Annotated in this window: 16 protein-coding genes; 3 read left to right on the forward strand and 13 right to left on the reverse strand. The window is 40.7% G+C overall.

The window, feature by feature from the left end:
* Positions 1 to 13: 13 nt before the first annotated feature.
* The 5 genes from ACVC7Q_RS03280 to ACVC7Q_RS03300 form a co-directional block, all read right to left on the reverse strand.
* The gene (locus ACVC7Q_RS03280) at positions 14 to 1396 is read right to left on the reverse strand and encodes a polysaccharide deacetylase family protein (RefSeq protein ID WP_447264825.1); all 1383 of its coding nucleotides are present in this window, start codon (positions 1394 to 1396) and stop codon (positions 14 to 16) included.
* A 110-nt stretch (positions 1397 to 1506) separates the two neighbouring features.
* Positions 1507 to 1887, reverse strand: coding sequence for a lactoylglutathione lyase (gene gloA, locus ACVC7Q_RS03285; RefSeq protein WP_023917784.1), 381 nt, complete (start codon positions 1885 to 1887; stop codon positions 1507 to 1509).
* 29 nt (positions 1888 to 1916) lie between these two features.
* Positions 1917 to 3278, reverse strand: coding sequence for a sensor histidine kinase (locus ACVC7Q_RS03290; RefSeq protein ID WP_447264826.1), 1362 nt, complete (start codon positions 3276 to 3278; stop codon positions 1917 to 1919).
* Positions 3262 to 3942 (reverse strand): response regulator transcription factor, encoded by a 681-nt coding sequence (locus ACVC7Q_RS03295; protein ID WP_447264827.1) that lies wholly within the window; start codon positions 3940 to 3942, stop codon positions 3262 to 3264. Before ACVC7Q_RS03295 ends, ACVC7Q_RS03290 begins: the two co-directional genes overlap by 17 nt.
* A gap of 135 nt (positions 3943 to 4077) precedes the next feature.
* Positions 4078 to 4560: a hypothetical protein gene (locus ACVC7Q_RS03300; RefSeq protein WP_447264828.1), complete on the reverse strand. Its 483-nt coding sequence runs from the start codon at positions 4558 to 4560 to the stop codon at positions 4078 to 4080.
* 204 nt (positions 4561 to 4764) lie between these two features.
* Between ACVC7Q_RS03300 and ACVC7Q_RS03305 the strand changes: the two genes are divergently transcribed.
* Complete coding sequence (locus ACVC7Q_RS03305; RefSeq protein ID WP_447264829.1) at positions 4765 to 5298, forward strand: biotin transporter BioY; 534 nt, start codon at positions 4765 to 4767, stop codon at positions 5296 to 5298.
* 141 nt (positions 5299 to 5439) lie between these two features.
* Here the strand turns inward: ACVC7Q_RS03305 and ACVC7Q_RS03310 are convergent, their stop codons facing one another.
* Positions 5440 to 6162: an ABC transporter permease gene (locus tag ACVC7Q_RS03310; protein WP_447264830.1), complete on the reverse strand. Its 723-nt coding sequence runs from the start codon at positions 6160 to 6162 to the stop codon at positions 5440 to 5442.
* Position 6163: 1 nt separating this feature from the next.
* Entirely contained in the window at positions 6164 to 7120 is a 957-nt protein-coding gene (locus tag ACVC7Q_RS03315) for an ABC transporter ATP-binding protein (RefSeq protein WP_447265035.1), read from the reverse strand.
* Positions 7121 to 7226: 106 nt separating this feature from the next.
* Here ACVC7Q_RS03315 and ACVC7Q_RS03320 point away from each other — a divergent pair, with 106 nt between their 5' ends.
* Together ACVC7Q_RS03320 and ACVC7Q_RS03325 are read left to right on the forward strand one after the other, a co-directional pair.
* Positions 7227 to 7937: a LytR/AlgR family response regulator transcription factor gene (locus ACVC7Q_RS03320; protein WP_371605350.1), complete on the forward strand. Its 711-nt coding sequence runs from the start codon at positions 7227 to 7229 to the stop codon at positions 7935 to 7937.
* The gene (locus tag ACVC7Q_RS03325; RefSeq protein WP_447264831.1) at positions 7937 to 9214 is read left to right on the forward strand and encodes a sensor histidine kinase; all 1278 of its coding nucleotides are present in this window, start codon (positions 7937 to 7939) and stop codon (positions 9212 to 9214) included. Before ACVC7Q_RS03320 ends, ACVC7Q_RS03325 begins: the two co-directional genes overlap by 1 nt.
* 97 nt (positions 9215 to 9311) lie before the next feature.
* On the opposite strand, the gene ACVC7Q_RS03330 is transcribed toward ACVC7Q_RS03325, so the two are convergent.
* The 6 genes from ACVC7Q_RS03330 to pstC all read right to left on the reverse strand — a co-directional run bounded on the left by ACVC7Q_RS03330 (position 9312) and on the right by pstC (position 16039).
* A complete protein-coding gene (locus ACVC7Q_RS03330) occupies positions 9312 to 11855 on the reverse strand; it encodes a M1 family metallopeptidase (protein ID WP_447264832.1) in 2544 nt (847 codons plus the stop codon).
* A gap of 130 nt (positions 11856 to 11985) precedes the next feature.
* Positions 11986 to 12639 carry a phosphate signaling complex protein PhoU gene (phoU, locus tag ACVC7Q_RS03335; protein ID WP_447264833.1) on the reverse strand — a complete coding sequence of 218 codons (654 nt, stop codon included), beginning with the start codon at positions 12637 to 12639 and terminating at the stop codon, positions 11986 to 11988.
* A 12-nt stretch (positions 12640 to 12651) separates the two neighbouring features.
* Positions 12652 to 13410 (reverse strand): phosphate ABC transporter ATP-binding protein PstB, encoded by a 759-nt coding sequence (gene pstB, locus ACVC7Q_RS03340; protein ID WP_049496099.1) that lies wholly within the window; start codon positions 13408 to 13410, stop codon positions 12652 to 12654.
* Positions 13411 to 13439: 29 nt separating this feature from the next.
* Positions 13440 to 14243: a phosphate ABC transporter ATP-binding protein PstB gene (pstB, locus tag ACVC7Q_RS03345; protein WP_447264834.1), complete on the reverse strand. Its 804-nt coding sequence runs from the start codon at positions 14241 to 14243 to the stop codon at positions 13440 to 13442.
* A 10-nt stretch (positions 14244 to 14253) separates the two neighbouring features.
* The gene (gene pstA, locus ACVC7Q_RS03350) at positions 14254 to 15138 is read right to left on the reverse strand and encodes a phosphate ABC transporter permease PstA (protein WP_003006597.1); all 885 of its coding nucleotides are present in this window, start codon (positions 15136 to 15138) and stop codon (positions 14254 to 14256) included.
* On the reverse strand, positions 15128 to 16039 hold the full coding sequence (pstC, locus tag ACVC7Q_RS03355; RefSeq protein ID WP_447264835.1) for a phosphate ABC transporter permease subunit PstC: 912 nt from the start codon (positions 16037 to 16039) through the stop codon (positions 15128 to 15130). The genes pstA and pstC overlap by 11 nt, the downstream gene beginning before the upstream one ends.
* Between the last annotated feature and the right edge of the window lie 11 nt (positions 16040 to 16050).

Raw genomic sequence — 16050 nt, forward strand, 5'->3', positions numbered from 1 at the left:
GAGGATTTTTTAGTTAATTTCCATTGTAATAAATGCGATGACTTTCAAGTTGATAATCCAACAATTCATCTACCGTTACAAAGGTATAGCCTTGTGATTTAAGGTAGTCAAGGACGGTCGGAAGAGCATCAATCGTGGTTTGATGGATATCATGCATGAGGATAATCGAACCCGGTTTGACTTCTTTTTTCACTTCATTGAGAATAGCCGTCGTATTATGAGTTTTCCAATCCAGGCTATCCACATCCCACATGATGAAGGACTGGTCTACACTGTATTGGATGGCGTTATTGATGGCTCCATACGGAGGACGCGTGATCTTTGTCTGCACACCTGTCGCTTTTTGAATAGCTTCTTGGGTATCCAAGATCTCTTTTTTGGCATTATCCAAGCTCAATTTTGGCAATTGAGGGTGATCCCAGGTATGGTTCCCGATTTGATGACCTTCTTTGCGGACTTGCTTAGCAATATCAGGATTCGCACTGACATTTTTTCCGACCATAAAGAAGGTAGCTTTAGCATTGTATTTCTTCAAGATAGCCAGTGCCTGAGGAGTCGTCGTTGGATCCGGTCCATCATCAAAGGTCAGGGCAATCATCTTACGATGGCGTTCTTCAATATAGGATTGGTAAGAAGCTAAATCATCAGGAAGCAAGCGCTCTGTATCAATCACGTCATAGAATTTAGATAAGGGAACAGTAAAGGTATCGTCTCCTTTAACCTTGTTTGGAAATGGAATGGTGAAATTCCCTTTTTCATATTGGAATTCCCATTGGCTCAAGTCCAACTCTGAGAAGTGGGCAACCATTTGATCAATGCTTTCCTCATCTAGCTGACGAAAGGCTAGATTCCCTCGTAGTTCCTCCAAAAAGATCTGCTTGGCTCCATCTGGATCCGCAAAAACCTGGCTCAGGGTCAGAGGATTGTTCTCATCATCCAAGTAAAAGAGGGGCAACTTCACCGTCTCATCTTTGATGAATTTCCCTTTTTTGTACTGGTATTCAGCCCGTTTGATTTGGATAGGATGATAACCAACAAAAGGTGCTTCTGCTTCTTCACTATGGTAGAAGGTCAGATGCTTAGGCTCTTTGGTTTTCTCATCGGTTCCTAGACGCTGAAGGTCTTCTTGGATCTTCTCTTTAATAATCTCAACAGGCTGTCCATCCTTTGTAGGATAAAAAGCGGTCACATAAGAAGTTCCTAAAATTCCTTCCTGTGCCTGAACATCTTTCCCTTTTTCAGAGCTTTTCTCTAGTTGGGTAACCTTAGCAAACTGATCCTGATAGGCTTTTTGTTCACGAAGCCTTTGAATCTTTTGATACCCGATATACAAAAGACTCAGAAAAAGGAGATTTATAATGATTAATAAAATAGTTTTCGTGTGTTTGAATCTCATTACTTTATTATAGCAAATTTCTCTCGAAAAAACATTCCTTTTTTGTAAATGGTTTCATAAAAAAGAGGCCGACTGTCGTCGCCGACAACGGCCCTAATTTTTAATCATTCTTATTTTTCGCGAATGACTTCTACCTTATAACCATCTGGATCTACAACAAAATAGTAATTCGGCTGTGTTCCTGGAAGACCTTTTGGTTCCGTCACTTCATAGCCTTTAGCCTTGTGTTCGGCATTCAAACCTTCTAGATCAGGAGTACTCAATGCGACGTGAGCATAGCCGTCTCCAATGACATAAGGACCATGATCGTAATTGTAAGTCAATTCTAACTCATAGTCATCTCCAGGCAGACCTAAGTACACGATAGTGAACTTGTAGTCTGGGAAATCTTTCCGACGTTTTTCTTCAAAACCAAAAGCATCTTGGTAAAAAGCGATTGATTTTTCTAAGTTTTCCACACGAAGGCAAGTGTGCAACATTTTTGAACTCATAGGTTTTCCTCTTTTCTATTTTTTAAAGATTATGAACGATTTTTTTTACGACTTTCCGTCTTAATGGATAATTTCACTTCAAAGATGGTCCCTTTTGGTTTATTATCTTTGACTTGAATGGTCCCTTTGAAGGCTTCTACAATCTGCTTAGCGAGGGATAACCCCAAACCAAATCCACCTTTTTGACGGGTTCTGGCCTTGTCGACCCGGTAAAAACGATCAAAGATCCGTTTCTTATCCTCATCTCGAATCCCTGGACCATTATCCAGCACCCTCAAAAGTAGATTTTTGTCCTTCAATTGAACTTCAAACTGGATCTCGCCATCTTCATCGGTATATTTCAAAGCATTATCATAGAGAATGGTCATCAATTGCTTGAGGAGCGTTCTATCAGAACAAATGACTTTGTCCACCTGATTGTCTCCTCGGAAGATTTTGTCATTTTCTTCCGCAATGATCTCAAAATTCGAGAAGGTCTGATCGAAAAAGCTTGGTTCGATGTCTTCCATCTCTGGCTTCAAGCCATCATCTCTTCGGGCGATATTGAGAAGGTTGGTGGTCAAGAGCTTCATATTTCGAACTTCATCTAAGCTAGATGCAATGCTCTCGCTCGATTCCATAATGGTCGCTTCAGGCTTTCTAAAAAGCGTTTCGAGGCGATTTTGTAAGACTGCTAGAGGCGTCCGCAACTCATGAGAAGCATTTTCTACAAAAGACTTTTGCTTTTGCATACTTTCAAGTAGGGGCTTAACACTGAGACGTGCTAGGAAGAGACTAGCGAATAAGGAGATTCCCCAGAAGCAAATCATGATAAGAGCGATCTGGCTTTCATGTTCCTCACTGGTCTGCTCTAGCTGACTAATATTGGTCATGATGACCGCATACTTGATATTACTTTCATCTTCATCATCAGATAGACTCAACTCTGCCATATAGGCCCGATAACTTTCTTTTTTCCCATAGCTATTGGTAATTTGAAGCTGAGAAACCTTGTTGAGAAGTTTTCGGCCAAACGTCACTGTTTTAAAGTTTAGAAACCCGTTACCAGTTGTCAAGTTTTCATATTTTTTATTGAGCAAAACAACAGTGGTATTCGATGTGACATCTCCTTTAGGTTCTGATTTGTCATGGTCAGGTAACATCATCCCATGATCGTTATCATCATCTTTATTAGTTGATTGTCGCTGATCTCGATAAGCAATAGCTACAAGCGAGTAAGGATCCTGACTCAAGGTCTTGAGATTCTCATCGACCGTTGTATAGAGACTCGAGCGCATGACCTGAATAATAATTAAGGTCATGGCTGAGAATATCAAGGTGAAGAGACCAAAATATCGGATGAAGTAAGAAAAGTCATCTTCTCCGACTGTTTTCTTAATCCTTGTTAGCATCTTTTAAGATATACCCCACACTGCGTAATGTTTGCAAGCTATCCACAAAATCTGTTCCTTTTAATTTCTTACGAATTTTTGAAACATAGACTTCAACCACTGAGATGGTTGTGTCACTGTCAAAGCCCCAAAGGCGATCGAAGATCTGTGTCTTTGGAAGGATGACATTTTGGTTTTGAAGGAAATAGACCAAGAGATCAAATTCCTTCCCAAGAAGTTCTACTTCCTTATCGTCCACATAAGTCGAGTTAGTGGATAAGTTGACCTTCAAATTGCCATAATTGAGGGTATTTTCACTGACCTTACCTGAGCGCTTCAAAAGAGCTTGAATCCGCATCTTAAGCTCTTCAAGATAGAAAGGCTTGGTGAGGTAATCGTCTGCCCCCAGCTCAAATCCATGCCCTTTGTCATCCAAACTTTCTTTGGCTGTCATGATTAAAACAGGTGTTGTCACACCTTTTTCACGCAGCTCTTTTAAAACATGGAAGCCGTCTTTTTCAGGAAGCATGAGGTCCAACAGAATCAAATCATAGATCCCACTTTCTGCCTCGTACAGACCTTCTTCTCCATCAAAGACCTGCATGACGTCCGCAAAATCATCTAAAAAATCAAATACTGAATTTGATAAACCAAGGTCATCTTCGACCAATAGAATTTTAATCATCGTGGCTTCCTCTTCTCTTTCCTGAGTGAGTCTTTCTAATCTATTCTTAACCATTATAACACGACTTACCTTCATTTCCTATAGTTTAGAACTTGGTTTGATGATCAAATTCAGTCTATCAGAGGAAGGCTTGTTTTATGAGTTTGTCGTGTTTTCTTTGTTACTTTGACTGTCACTCGTCTTGTTTTTATTCTTCGAATTCTTTTTGTTGGACTTGTTAGAGGAATCCTGGTTCCCTTCTTGTTGTCCGCCAGATTGGTTCATGCCATTTTCTGGACCATTTCCTTGATGGCCACCATTACCTTCCTGTGGCATTTGACCAGGTCCTCCTCCTTGCGGGCCACCAGTTTGCTGGTTTCCATGTGAAGCATGGCCATTTTGACTATTTTGTTGCTGATTGGTTCCTTGGTTCTGACCCGTTTGGACCGGTTTAGAAAATTGTTGGTTATTGGAAGATTGTGAGGCGATGACACCGACCCCAAAGCCACTTCCAGCACCGACCAATAATCCACCAACTGCTGCCATGCCGATCCACCACTTAGGACTTCGTTTTAGGACGACCATTTTTTCTTTGGATTCTTGCGTTTCGACTACTTGTTTTGTATCTTTTTGATTCATCTTTTTACCTTTTATCTTTTTTACAAGTACTTGTCTTTTAAATTTTAAAGGGAGCTCGATCCTTTAAGTAAGGCGATTATACTTTAGAAGTCTTAAACAGGCCTAAATTTTTACTTAAAACAACCTAAAACGACTGGGACTATTGACAGTTTGAAACCGATATTGTAGAATAGTTACCATAAAATAAAATAGAGGTTAACTGTTATGAAGAAAATCTTTCCTTTAGCGCTCATCTCCATCGGAGTAGCTATGATCTCCGTCCTATCTCAATTTACCCTTCCATTTGGTCCAATTCCTTTAACCCTGCAAACGCTCATGATCGGGATTATCGGGACCATCTATAAACCCAGTCATGCCTTTGTCACAGTCTGCCTCTACCTACTTCTAGGCTTCTTAGGTTTCCCAGTATTGGCAGGTGGTGCTAGTGGTGCTTCGCATTTCCTTGGCCCTACTGCTGGTTTCCTCCTCTTCTTCCCATTCCGAGCATGGATCACGTCTCTATTTACAAATGCTAAATCCAGCGTGCTGACCATTTTCCTTGCAAATTTGTTCAGTAGTGCTCTCCTCTTTGTGGCTGGAGCTATCGGCTTTATGCTGGTCACGCATACCGATATCCAAAAAGCATTTGCTTTAGTCGTTGCTCCCTTTATCCTTGCCGACCTCATTAAACTGATCATCATCACGATCACTAGCAAAGCAATTTTTGCCAGCCTCAAACACCACTGGTATTTCAAATAAGATACAAAGGGTACGAACATACTAAAATAAGCAACATCTGAACACAGTTGTTGCTTTTTGTTGTAGGAATATCTCTTCAATTGAACTCCTTTTAAATGGATGACTGTTTCGTAGAAGAACCTTCTATCTACCCTCCTTCCTTTATTTTTCCTTATAAAGAACTCTCAAGATTAGTAACTGTGTTAGCAAAATCCAAATAATCAGAATAGTGAAGTCAAACAATGAAATGCGGTCATGGCCATAGACGCAAGCTCGTAGGAGGTTAACAGAAGGGACAAAAGGAAGAATATGGTAGAGATGGTTTATCCAATCTGGAAGACGACTTGCTGGGTACATAATTGGCGAAAACATCAAACCGATCATAAGAATTAACTGAGACATCAACGTGACAATATTGGGAGAAAAAGTATACGCAATGGCAAATCCAAGACTGATCATTGTAAGACAGATAAGTAATAGGATGAAAACAGCCAGAATAGATACATTTAAGCGGACAGAAAAACGAAAATAGCCCAGTATAACAGAAAGGAACACTCCAGGTAAAATAGCAATCATCCACATCCAAAGATCTGCTAAGGAAATCAGAATTCGTGGTATTGGAAGGGCTCGTACATAGTCTACATGTCCTTCTGACTTCGCATTTGCTATAACAGGTGATGAGATAGTACAGCCGATAGAAATAATTCCTATCAGAACTGAACCAGAAGAGAGATAGTAGGCAGCTGTCGTATCAATCTCACCTATCACTAGTGGATAACCAAAAAGAAGTGAAATGGATAACAGAACCTGAGCTAGCGTAAAGAGTAGAAATAGATCTTTTTGACGAAGATAGTTCCAACGAAGTAAGTAAAAAAATTGAGTCATATCAGTTTGTCAACTCCTCTCTATAAAGATCTGAAATGGACATGTTTTTCTGATCAAGTGACAGATTAAAAATATTCTTTCTATCCAATTCCTGTTTGATTTTTGGTAGCAGTCTCGTTAACTCCTTCTCTTCTATTTCAATCTGGCAGATCGAACCATTGATAATGGTGTAATCTTGAAACAGAGCTAAGCTATCTTTATTTCTAAACTCAAAAGATATTTGATACTGTTTTTGATAGGTTATTTGCTGAACTGGTCCTGATTTGATTAACTTCCCATGGTTAAATAAGGCATAGTTGTCAGCAAATTTTTCAACTTCTAAGAGATTATGCGTCACGATAATAATGGTATGACCTTTATGCGCTAGCTTCTGTAATAATTGCCATTGTTTTTCACGACGTATTGGATCAACATCGTTCGTCGGCTCATCCAGAAGAATGATGGTCGGAGACCCGATTAAAGCCATTGCAAAAGAGGTCAGGCGCTTTAAACCACCTGAAAGGTCCTTTCCTTGTTTTGCTCGGTACTCCTTAATTTCCAACTCGGTTAAGAGCTGATCCATTTCTTTTTGCAAATCCAAGGTGTTTAACCCTCTCATTCTTCCAAGCATTTCTAAGTTTTGTTCCACCGTCAATTTCTCAAGTGGGGCATACTGTTGAGACATATAGCTCATCATTGAGCGAGCTTGTTTACGATTTTGAACAAAAGAAATATCTCCATAGCAAACGTCTCCTTGATCAGGTTTGGTAAAACCAATCATTTGATTTAAGAGGGTGGACTTACCAGCACCATTGTGTCCCAAAAAGGCTGTAATTTTAGCAGTTTCTATTTCTAAGGAAATATGGTTATTAGCAAAATGTTGCTTATCGAATGATTTTGTCAAATCTCTAATAGTCAGTGTCGCAAATGTCTTCATCTCATCACTCAAGACTGAGAAGATTTTCCCAGCTTCCTTCATTTTTGATAAGATTATTGTATAATAAACATATGACTTTCCAAGGTTTACGTCATGATTTACCATTTTAGTGTCATAATTAGCCAACTCAATTTGATAAGGGGGACTTATGTTAAACGTCGTTATTTGTGATGACTCAACTAGAGATGCTAGTCAGTTAGAACAGTATTTACTTTCTTACGACAAGGTTCCTGTAGAAACAAAACTATATACCAATCCACAAAAAATGCTAGAACAATTAACAAGGGATACTCATTGTGTTTTTTTGGATATTGATATGCCACAAATTACTGGAATTGACCTTGCTCGTGAAATTCGGCAGTTCAATCCTTTTATCCCCATTATTTTTGTGACTAGCTATCGTGATTATATGGAACAAGTTTTTGAAGTACAGACTTTTGATTACTTAGTAAAACCAATTGAACCTCAAAGGCTAAATAAGGTAGTAGACAGAGTTTTACGTTATTTAGATTTAGGACAAACCATCTTTAACTTCTCATTTGGAAAACAAAGTTACTCTATTCCTTTAAGTGACATTACCTATTTTGAGAAAGATAAGCGTTCCGTTTTTATTTACACGCTAGCAGATACCTATAAGTCCTTACTGAAAACTCAAGACATTTTAGATAAACTACCTGATTATTTTATTCAAATTCATGCTTCTTATATTGTAAATCCCAAATATATCAAAGATTTTGATGCGAAAACAGTGACTATTTTGCTAAATGGAACCGAGGAGCATTCACTTCCAATTAGTCGTAAGTTCCAGTCTTCTTTTAAAGAAAAATACTATAACTACCTCAGTGAAAGGAATTTCTAATGCTAATAGGATTACGGATCATTAGTATCTTGTTCGACTTATTTCTGGCAAGTGTTTTATTTTTTAGGCCAATATCCAAAAGTAAACAATCAAAAGAGACACTTTTTGTCCTTTGTTGTTGCTTTCTTTTTCATGTAGCTCTTGTGTTTATATTTTTAGAAAGTCGCGTTTTTTTAGTGAGCAATCTCTTTCTAAGTATTGTAGAATCCTCTCTTGTAGGACTCTATTTTGGCTACTCCTTTCGTGATTCTTCCTTTTGGATATTCTTACAGACAAGCCTGACATTATTAGCAGGAGCTGTCCTCAATCAAACTATCCAACTTTTTCTTCCACTGTCAAAAGTATCGAAAAATTTAGGACTGATTAGTGGTTACCTTGCCATTAGTTTTCTTTTTTCAACCATCATAACACTTGTTATTCGACAGTTATTTCGAACACATCAAAAGTTAGGCATGGCAACATCTAAAAGAAATTGGCTGTATCTATTTATTGTGCCGATTTTATCGATTATTTTTGCCTTTACTGTATCAGCTATTCAAGGGCAAGTATTTGGACCAGATTATCTTTCTGTCATTTCAATCTTGTCTCTTATTGTATTATCGTTTTCCTCGCTTTATTTTACCCTACATCTTTCTCAACAACAGCACGCTTATTATCAAAATAAATTAGATAAAGAACAGCTTCAATTCCAATTAAGAGAAACACAACAGTCTCAAGAGGAATACCAACGATTGCAAAGTCTTCGGCATGACTTAAAAAATAAACATTTAACTCTATTGGCACTTCTAGAAGAAAATCCAGATGAGGCTAGAGAGTATCTTCACTCGTTAACCGATAGTATTTCAGGAAAACAAACCTTTTACTCCAAAAATCCAACAATTAATTTTTTACTGAATCAAAAACTGCACGATGTTGAAGATGAAATTGAATTAGAAATTGACTGCTTTGTCCCTCAAGAATTATCTATTCAGCCTGATATTCTAGCTGTTATTTTAGGAAATTGTTTAGATAATAGTATTTCAGCCTGTCTTCGATTAACTGATAAATCGGAGAGAACATTGGCTCTGAATATACGTTATTTTCAACAAAACCTATTTATTTCGATCAACAATACCTTTAATGAACAAGAACAAGAGACTCGTAAAACACGTCAAAGAGATGGTTGGGGCTTACGAAACGTTGATGCTCTAGTACAAGAATACCAAGGAACTATCAAGCGGTTCAAAGAAAATGGCCACTATCGAACGGAGATTCTCTTACCAAGTCCAATAAACTAATGATCCTTCTCCTTCGATATCCAATACAAATGATTCATTGAAAAACAAAAGATGCTACAGAATTCATTCTGTAGCATCTTTTATAAATTTATTTCATTTATTTCGTAGCAAGGATAGCAGCTTCTACTGCTGCTTTTTCCCGTTGGATCAAATCCACACGCGCTGCAATTTCCTTGATACCCATGCTGATGTTTCGGCTGATCGCCATATCATCCAATTGAGGCTCAAAGAAGGCCTTGTATTCATTCAAGCGTTCACGGGTCTTGAAACAGTTAGCTGGGTAGATGACAAACTTATCAAAGCTCATATCACCACCGAGGGCTTTCTTGATCCAATCCCAGTTTTCACGCGCCCAAGTCCAAGTTCTTCCTTGGGTAAAGTCATCGTGCAAGAAGTTGTAGTACCAACTCATAGCCAAGTCCTGAGGTTTCACCACATCCTTGTTCTTCCACTCCTTCAATAGAGCTTCCAAAGTTTCCTCATCCTTGGTATAAGAAAGTGCAGCCGCCAACTGGCGTTTAAAGTTCCCATCTACCGTCTTAACATAAGTATCCAGGTATTGTTGACTAAGTTCCTTGGTTTCCTGGTGCTTGATTTGGTTGACCAAGATTTGCAGGCGGATGGCAGCTGGAAGTTTTTCCAAATCATCTGCATGCGCTTCAAAGATAGCGCTCGCTTGAGATTTTGCAGCTTCATCATTGGCCTTGATCATATTAGCAATCATTAGCTGACGAACTTTTTCGTCTTCTTCTGTTTCACCAGGCTTAGCTTCTAGACCTAAGCGTTCAAAGTTGTATCGGTTCAAGCGTTTCAACAACTCATGGAAGGCAGCTTCTGTTTCAGTTCCTTCATCCACAAAGAGACTGATTCCAGCTAAGACGCTCGAAACAGCTGAAACAACCAAGTAGGAACTTTCTTCTGTCAAGTGTTCAATCACTGGCAAGAGGCTTGCATAAGAAATTTGACCACTTTCCGCTAAGAGACGGCGTTCTTGAACCACTTGTAGTTTCGAAGTGCTATCTAAGCTAGCAAGGTCAGCAAGAATGTCTTCCAACAATTCCCCACGGTAGTCACTGATATAGTGAGCTGTATTTTCTGTATTGAAGCGAAGAGCTCCGCTGTTAGCTGCTTTCAAGGCACTGTAGTTTGGAATTTCTAAGACTTCAGTTTCCAAGGTATCTGGAATACCCGTCCAGTTGCTATTTAACGGAACAACCCACTTGCGTCCTTTTTCTTCTCTTTCTCCGATGAAGAACTGCTCTTGACGGATGATCAAGGTATCGTTTTCCACAGAAGCTGAAACAACAGGGTATCCTGGTTGCTCCAACCAAGAATCCATAAAGGCTGCGACATCACGACCTGAAGCTTGCCCAAGAGCATCCCAAAGGTCACGACCGATAGTATTGCCGTATTGGTGTTTTTCAAAGTAGATCTTCAACCCTTTACGGAAGGCGTCATCGCCTAACCATCGACGAAGCATGTGCATAAGACGGCTACCCTTAGCGTAAACGATTGCTGGGTCAAAAAGAGTGTTGATCTCGTCTGGGTGTTTGACTTCCACATGGACGGATTGAACGCCATCTGTAGCATCGCGTTTCAAAGCAGCAGGCACTCCAGTTGTTTGGAAGTCTTCAAAGATATTCCAGCTTGGTTCAATGGCATCCAAGCTGACATATTCCATCATATTGGCAAAGCTTTCATTCAACCAGAGATCATCCCACCATTTCATGGTCACGAGGTTTCCGAACCATTGGTGAGCCAATTCGTGAGCCACCACCAAGGCTACTGTTTGACGGCTTTGGGCCGTAGAGTTTTCATCTACTAGAAGGTAGACTTCACGGTAGGTTACCAAGCCCCAGTTTTCCATCGCTCCTGAAGAGAAGTCTGGAAGGGCGATATGAAGGGATTGAGGGATTGGATACTTCACACCATAGTAGTCTTCATAAAATTCAATAGCACGAACGGCAATATCCAATGAGAAGTCCAAGTTTTCTAATGGGTGAGCTTTGGTAGAGTAGACACCGACTAGGGTTCCATTCTTGGTCTTAGCTGTCACTCCTTGAAGATCTCCAGCCGCAAAGGCCAAGAGATAAGAAGACATACGTGGAGTCGTATCAAACTTCCAAATACCTGTTTCTTTGCGGTTTTCCACATCGATTTCAGGCATGTTAGAAAGAACGATTTCTCCTTCTTCTTGGTCAAACTTCACAGCTAAATCAAAGGTTGCTTTGGCTTCAGGCTCGTCCACACTTGGAAAAGCTTCACGCGCAAAATGGCTCTCAAACTGAGTAGAGAGGACTTCCTTCTTCACGCCATCAATGCTGTAGTAAGATGGGTAAATCCCTGTCATATTGTCTGTAATCTTACCAGAATAGGTCAGAGTAACTGTCACTTGACCTTTTCCTTCCAATTCAACATAGACTGCTTCATTGGCATCATCAACCGTAAATGGACGGGCTTGACCTGCCACTTCTACTGTTTCGATGGTCAAATCCTTTTGGTGAAGCGAGATCTTGTCCGCCTTGGCTTGACCTGTGATCACCACACGACCACTAAAGGTCTTTGTTTTACGACTTAAATCCAAAAACACTTCGTAATGTTCTGGAACAAATGTTTCTACAAAATGTGCAACTGCTTGCATAATTTCCTCCTTTAAATGTTTTACGCTTTTCCAATCAAAAGCCCTAATAAAACTATTTTATCACAAAGTCAAGATAAAAGAAAAGACAAGCATTAGAATGCCTGTCTGATATCGAAAAGACTCTATGATCTTACATTTCGATAATTTTACCTGTTTCGAAATAAACCACCCATTCACAGATGTTTTTTGCATAATCTCCGATGCGTTCCAAAAAGTTGATCACTTGGAAATAATCCCGTCCGGTCACGATGGACTCTGGATTCTTCCGAATTTCTTCTGTTGCTAATTCTTGGATGCTATCGAAGTAATGGTTGATGACTTCGTCTCGTGTCGCAACTTCATAGGCTAAATCCACATCGCCTTTGAGGTAAACATCTAGTGTCGCTTCGACAAAATCTTTGACTTCACGGCCCATCTTGCTGATCTCTTCCTCAACAGATTGAATACGGACTTCCCCTTTCATGCGAATCGTTGCCTTGGAAATTGATACTGCGTGGTCACCCATCCGCTCTAAGTCAGAGACCGCTTTTAAGACAGTCATCACGACACGAAGGTCTTGTGAAACGGGCTGTTGAAGGGCAATAATCTCAAAGGATTTGCGCTCTAATTTCACTTCGTAGTTGTTGATCTCCGCATCATCTTCGATAACTTGGCGGGCCAATTCACGGTCATGGGTCACGAAAGCGCGGACCGTACGGTTGATCTGACTCAACACTTCATTTCCCATTGCATAAAACTGGTTATGCAACTTCTCTAAATCTTCTTCAAATTGAACTCGTAACATTTTATTTTCTTCCTATCCAAATTTACCAGAGACATAGTCTTCTGTTTCTTTCTTAGCTGGGTTCAAGAACATTTCATTGGTGTCATTGTACTCAATCAAATCGCCATCCAAGAAAAAGGCTGTTTTATCAGAAATCCGACTCGCTTGCTGCATGGAGCGTGTCACCAAGAGCATGGTGTAACGGTCTTTTAGTCCATATAAGGTTTCTTCAATCTTACCAGCTGAAATCGGGTCCAGCGCTGAAGTTGGTTCATCCAAAAGAATAATCTTTGGACTGGTCGCAAGAACCCGCGCTACACAGACCCGCTGCTGCTGACCACCGGAAAGTCCGATAGCTGAATCATGCAGTCGATCCTTGACTTCATCCCAGATGGAAGCGCGTTTCAATGAGGTTTCAACTGCCTCATCTAAGACAGCCTTGTCCTTGACACCATTAATCATCAACCCATAAGTCACATTATCATAAATGGACATTGGAAAGGGATTGGGCTGTTGGAAGACCATTCCGATTTCCTTACGCAATTCGACCGTATCGGTCCGTGGTCCGTAAATATTGTGACCGTTGTAGAGGACGGTCCCTGTGGTGGTGACCTCATGGTTAAGGTCCCCCATGCGGTTAATGGCTTTTAAAAGGGTAGATTTCCCTGATCCTGAAGGACCAATCAAGGCTGTAATCTCCTTTGGAGCAAAATCCAAAGAGACACTATTCAAAGCCTTCTTTTTATTGTAATAAACCGACAAGTCCTTGACTTGCAAAATTGGTTCTGTCATTCTATTTTCCTTTTTGTTGTCATATTACTTTATCCAAAGTGACCCGATACATAATCGTTGGTCGATTGCAATTTCGCATTTTGGAAAATATTCGAAGTCTTATCGTACTCAATAAGGTTTCCAAGGTAGAAGAAACCGGTATAATCACTAGCACGCGCTGCTTGTTGCATGCTGTGGGTTACGATGACAATGGTGTAATCTTTCTTCAGCTCAAGCATGGTTTCTTCTAATTGCGCTGTTGCGATCGGATCAAGCGCTGAAGCTGGCTCATCCATGAGTAGGATATCCGGCTTCACAGAAATAGCCCGCGCGATACAAAGTCGTTGCTGTTGACCACCTGAAAGAGTCAAAGCAGATTTGTGAAGATCATCCTTTACCTGATCCCATAGAGCTGCCTGTTTCAAAGAAGTTTCGACCAATTCGTCCAAAACCTTCTTGTCTTTCACACCAGCACGTTCATGCGGGAAGGTAATATTTTTGTAAATCGATTTGGCAAATGGATTTGGCCGTTGGAAAACCATCCCGATGTGCTTGCGCATTTCATAGACATTGATATCTGGACGATTGACATCGATTCCTTCATACCAAATTTCACCCGTAACACGCGCAATATCAATGGCATCATTCATCCGGTTCAAACTGCGAAGGTAGGTTGATTTTCCAGATCCTGAAGGACCAATCAAGGCTGTAATCTTATTCTTTTCAAACTGCATGTCGACGCCTTTGATGGACTCGTTATTTCCATAATAGACATGCAAATCTTTGGTAGATAGGACCACCTTTTCTTCAGGAAAAGTAATGATGTGTCTCTCATCCCAATTGTATTTTGACATTTCTTCTCCTTTAAGCAGATGTTAGTTTTTTATGGAGGTAACTTCCGAGTTTGCGGGCTCCAAAGTTAAAGATCAAGATAAAGATCAAAAGAACAGCGGCTGAACCAGCTGAGACTTCAATGGAGTCAGGAATCGTTCCTTCACTATTGACCTTCCAAATATGGACAGCCAAGGTTTCAGCTTGACGGAAGATCGAAATCGGACTCGTCACACTAAAGATATTCCAGTTTGACCAATCGAGAGCTGGAGCTGATTGACCTGCTGTATAGATCAAGGCAGCGGCTTCCCCAAAGATCCGTCCTGAGGCTAAGACAACCCCAGTAATAATACTTGGAAGAGCCTCAGGTACCACGACATGAATTACGGTTTCCCAGCGAGACAAGCCCAGTGCTAAACCTGCTTCGCGCTGCGTATGATGGACGTGCTGCAAGCTATCTTCGATATTGCGGGTCATCTGGGGCAGGTTAAAGACAGTCAAGGCCAAGGCCCCTGAAATGATCGAAAATCCATATTTGAACTGGACAACAAAGACCAAGTAACCAAAGAGACCTACAACGACAGATGGCAAGGAAGACAAGATCTCAATACAGGTACGAACCAAATTGGTCAAGCGCCCTTTTTTAGCGTACTCAGAAAGGTAAATCCCAGCCCCAAGAGAAAGTGGGAAGGAAATCACCAAAGTAATGACTAAGAGGAAAAAGGAATTATACAATTGAATTCCGATCCCTCCTCCTGCTTGATAAGAAGAGGATTTACCAGTCAAGAAGTGCCAAGATACATGGGGCAAGCCACGGACCAAAATATAAAGGATTAATGAGGCAAGAATCGCAACGATAATCCCTGAAATAGCATACAGTACTCCTGTTGCAATTTTATCCATTCGTTTAGCGTGCATAGTTCTTCTTCCCTCTTTCTTTCGTAATCAGTTTAATCACACTGTTAAAGGCAAGACTCATGAGGAGCAAGACCAAGGCGAGTGACCAAAGAACATTGTTATTGACCGTACCCATGACGGTATTTCCGATTCCCATGGTCAAAATAGAGGTGAGGGTGGAAGCTGGTGTTGTGAGCGAGGTTGGCACCACTGCAGAGTTTCCGACCACCATCTGGATTGCCAAGGCTTCCCCAAAGGCACGCGCCATTCCAAAGACAACCGCTGTAAAGATTCCAGAGCGGGCTGCCTTGAGCGTGACATGCCAAATGGTTTGCCAGCGGGTCGCTCCCATGGCCATACTAGCTTCCCGGTAATGACGGGGTACAGCTCGGAGGCTATCGGTCGTCATAAAGGTAACAGTTGGTAGGATCATAACAAAGAGGACAAAGACCCCTGAGAGGATCCCAAAACCAGTCTCTCCAAAGAGACTACGCGTAAATGGGACGACCACTTGAAGACCAATGAATCCATAAACAACGGAAGGAATTCCCACCAAAAGCTCAATCGCCGGTTGCAAGAAACGAGCTCCTTTGGGGGAGACTTCTGTCATGAAAACAGCTGCACCAATGGCAAACGGCGTTGCCAAGAGGGCAGAAAGCAAGGTTACAATAAAGGAACCTAGAATCATGGGTAGGGCTCCAAATTCCTTTGCAGCAGGATTCCAAGAGCTCCCAAATAGAAAACTAAAGATATTGACTTTATTAACAAAGAAAGTCGATAAACCTTTTTGGGCCACGAAAATCAAAATCATGGCAACGACGACAACAATCAAACTCATACATAGAAAGGTAATGGTTTTCCCAAATTTTTCTAGGCGGGAGTTTTTTGATTTCGTCAGCATTTTTTTTGCTACTTCGTTCATTTTTTACCTAA

This window comes from Streptococcus sp. W151 (genome assembly GCF_053010205.1).

Bases quoted from the DNA above. Each gene is read 5' to 3' on its own strand.
- phoU (WP_447264833.1), bottom strand. From the start codon at position 12,639: ATGTTACGAGTTCAATTTGAAGAAGATTTAGAGAAGTTGCATAACCAG.
- gloA (WP_023917784.1), bottom strand. From the start codon at position 1,887: ATGAGTTCAAAAATGTTGCACACTTGCCTTCGTGTGGAAAACTTAGAA.
- ACVC7Q_RS03300 (WP_447264828.1), bottom strand. From the start codon at position 4,560: ATGAATCAAAAAGATACAAAACAAGTAGTCGAAACGCAAGAATCCAAA.
- ACVC7Q_RS03325 (WP_447264831.1), top strand. From the start codon at position 7,937: ATGCTAATAGGATTACGGATCATTAGTATCTTGTTCGACTTATTTCTG.
- pstB (WP_447264834.1), bottom strand. From the start codon at position 14,243: ATGTCAAAATACAATTGGGATGAGAGACACATCATTACTTTTCCTGAA.
- ACVC7Q_RS03330 (WP_447264832.1), bottom strand. From the start codon at position 11,855: ATGCAAGCAGTTGCACATTTTGTAGAAACATTTGTTCCAGAACATTAC.
- ACVC7Q_RS03290 (WP_447264826.1), bottom strand. From the start codon at position 3,278: ATGCTAACAAGGATTAAGAAAACAGTCGGAGAAGATGACTTTTCTTAC.
- ACVC7Q_RS03320 (WP_371605350.1), top strand. From the start codon at position 7,227: ATGTTAAACGTCGTTATTTGTGATGACTCAACTAGAGATGCTAGTCAG.
- ACVC7Q_RS03315 (WP_447265035.1), bottom strand. From the start codon at position 7,120: ATGAAGGAAGCTGGGAAAATCTTCTCAGTCTTGAGTGATGAGATGAAG.
- ACVC7Q_RS03280 (WP_447264825.1), bottom strand. From the start codon at position 1,396: ATGAGATTCAAACACACGAAAACTATTTTATTAATCATTATAAATCTC.
- pstC (WP_447264835.1), bottom strand. From the start codon at position 16,039: ATGAACGAAGTAGCAAAAAAAATGCTGACGAAATCAAAAAACTCCCGC.
- ACVC7Q_RS03310 (WP_447264830.1), bottom strand. From the start codon at position 6,162: ATGACTCAATTTTTTTACTTACTTCGTTGGAACTATCTTCGTCAAAAA.
- pstB (WP_049496099.1), bottom strand. From the start codon at position 13,410: ATGACAGAACCAATTTTGCAAGTCAAGGACTTGTCGGTTTATTACAAT.
- pstA (WP_003006597.1), bottom strand. From the start codon at position 15,138: ATGCACGCTAAACGAATGGATAAAATTGCAACAGGAGTACTGTATGCT.
- ACVC7Q_RS03305 (WP_447264829.1), top strand. From the start codon at position 4,765: ATGAAGAAAATCTTTCCTTTAGCGCTCATCTCCATCGGAGTAGCTATG.
- ACVC7Q_RS03295 (WP_447264827.1), bottom strand. From the start codon at position 3,942: ATGATTAAAATTCTATTGGTCGAAGATGACCTTGGTTTATCAAATTCA.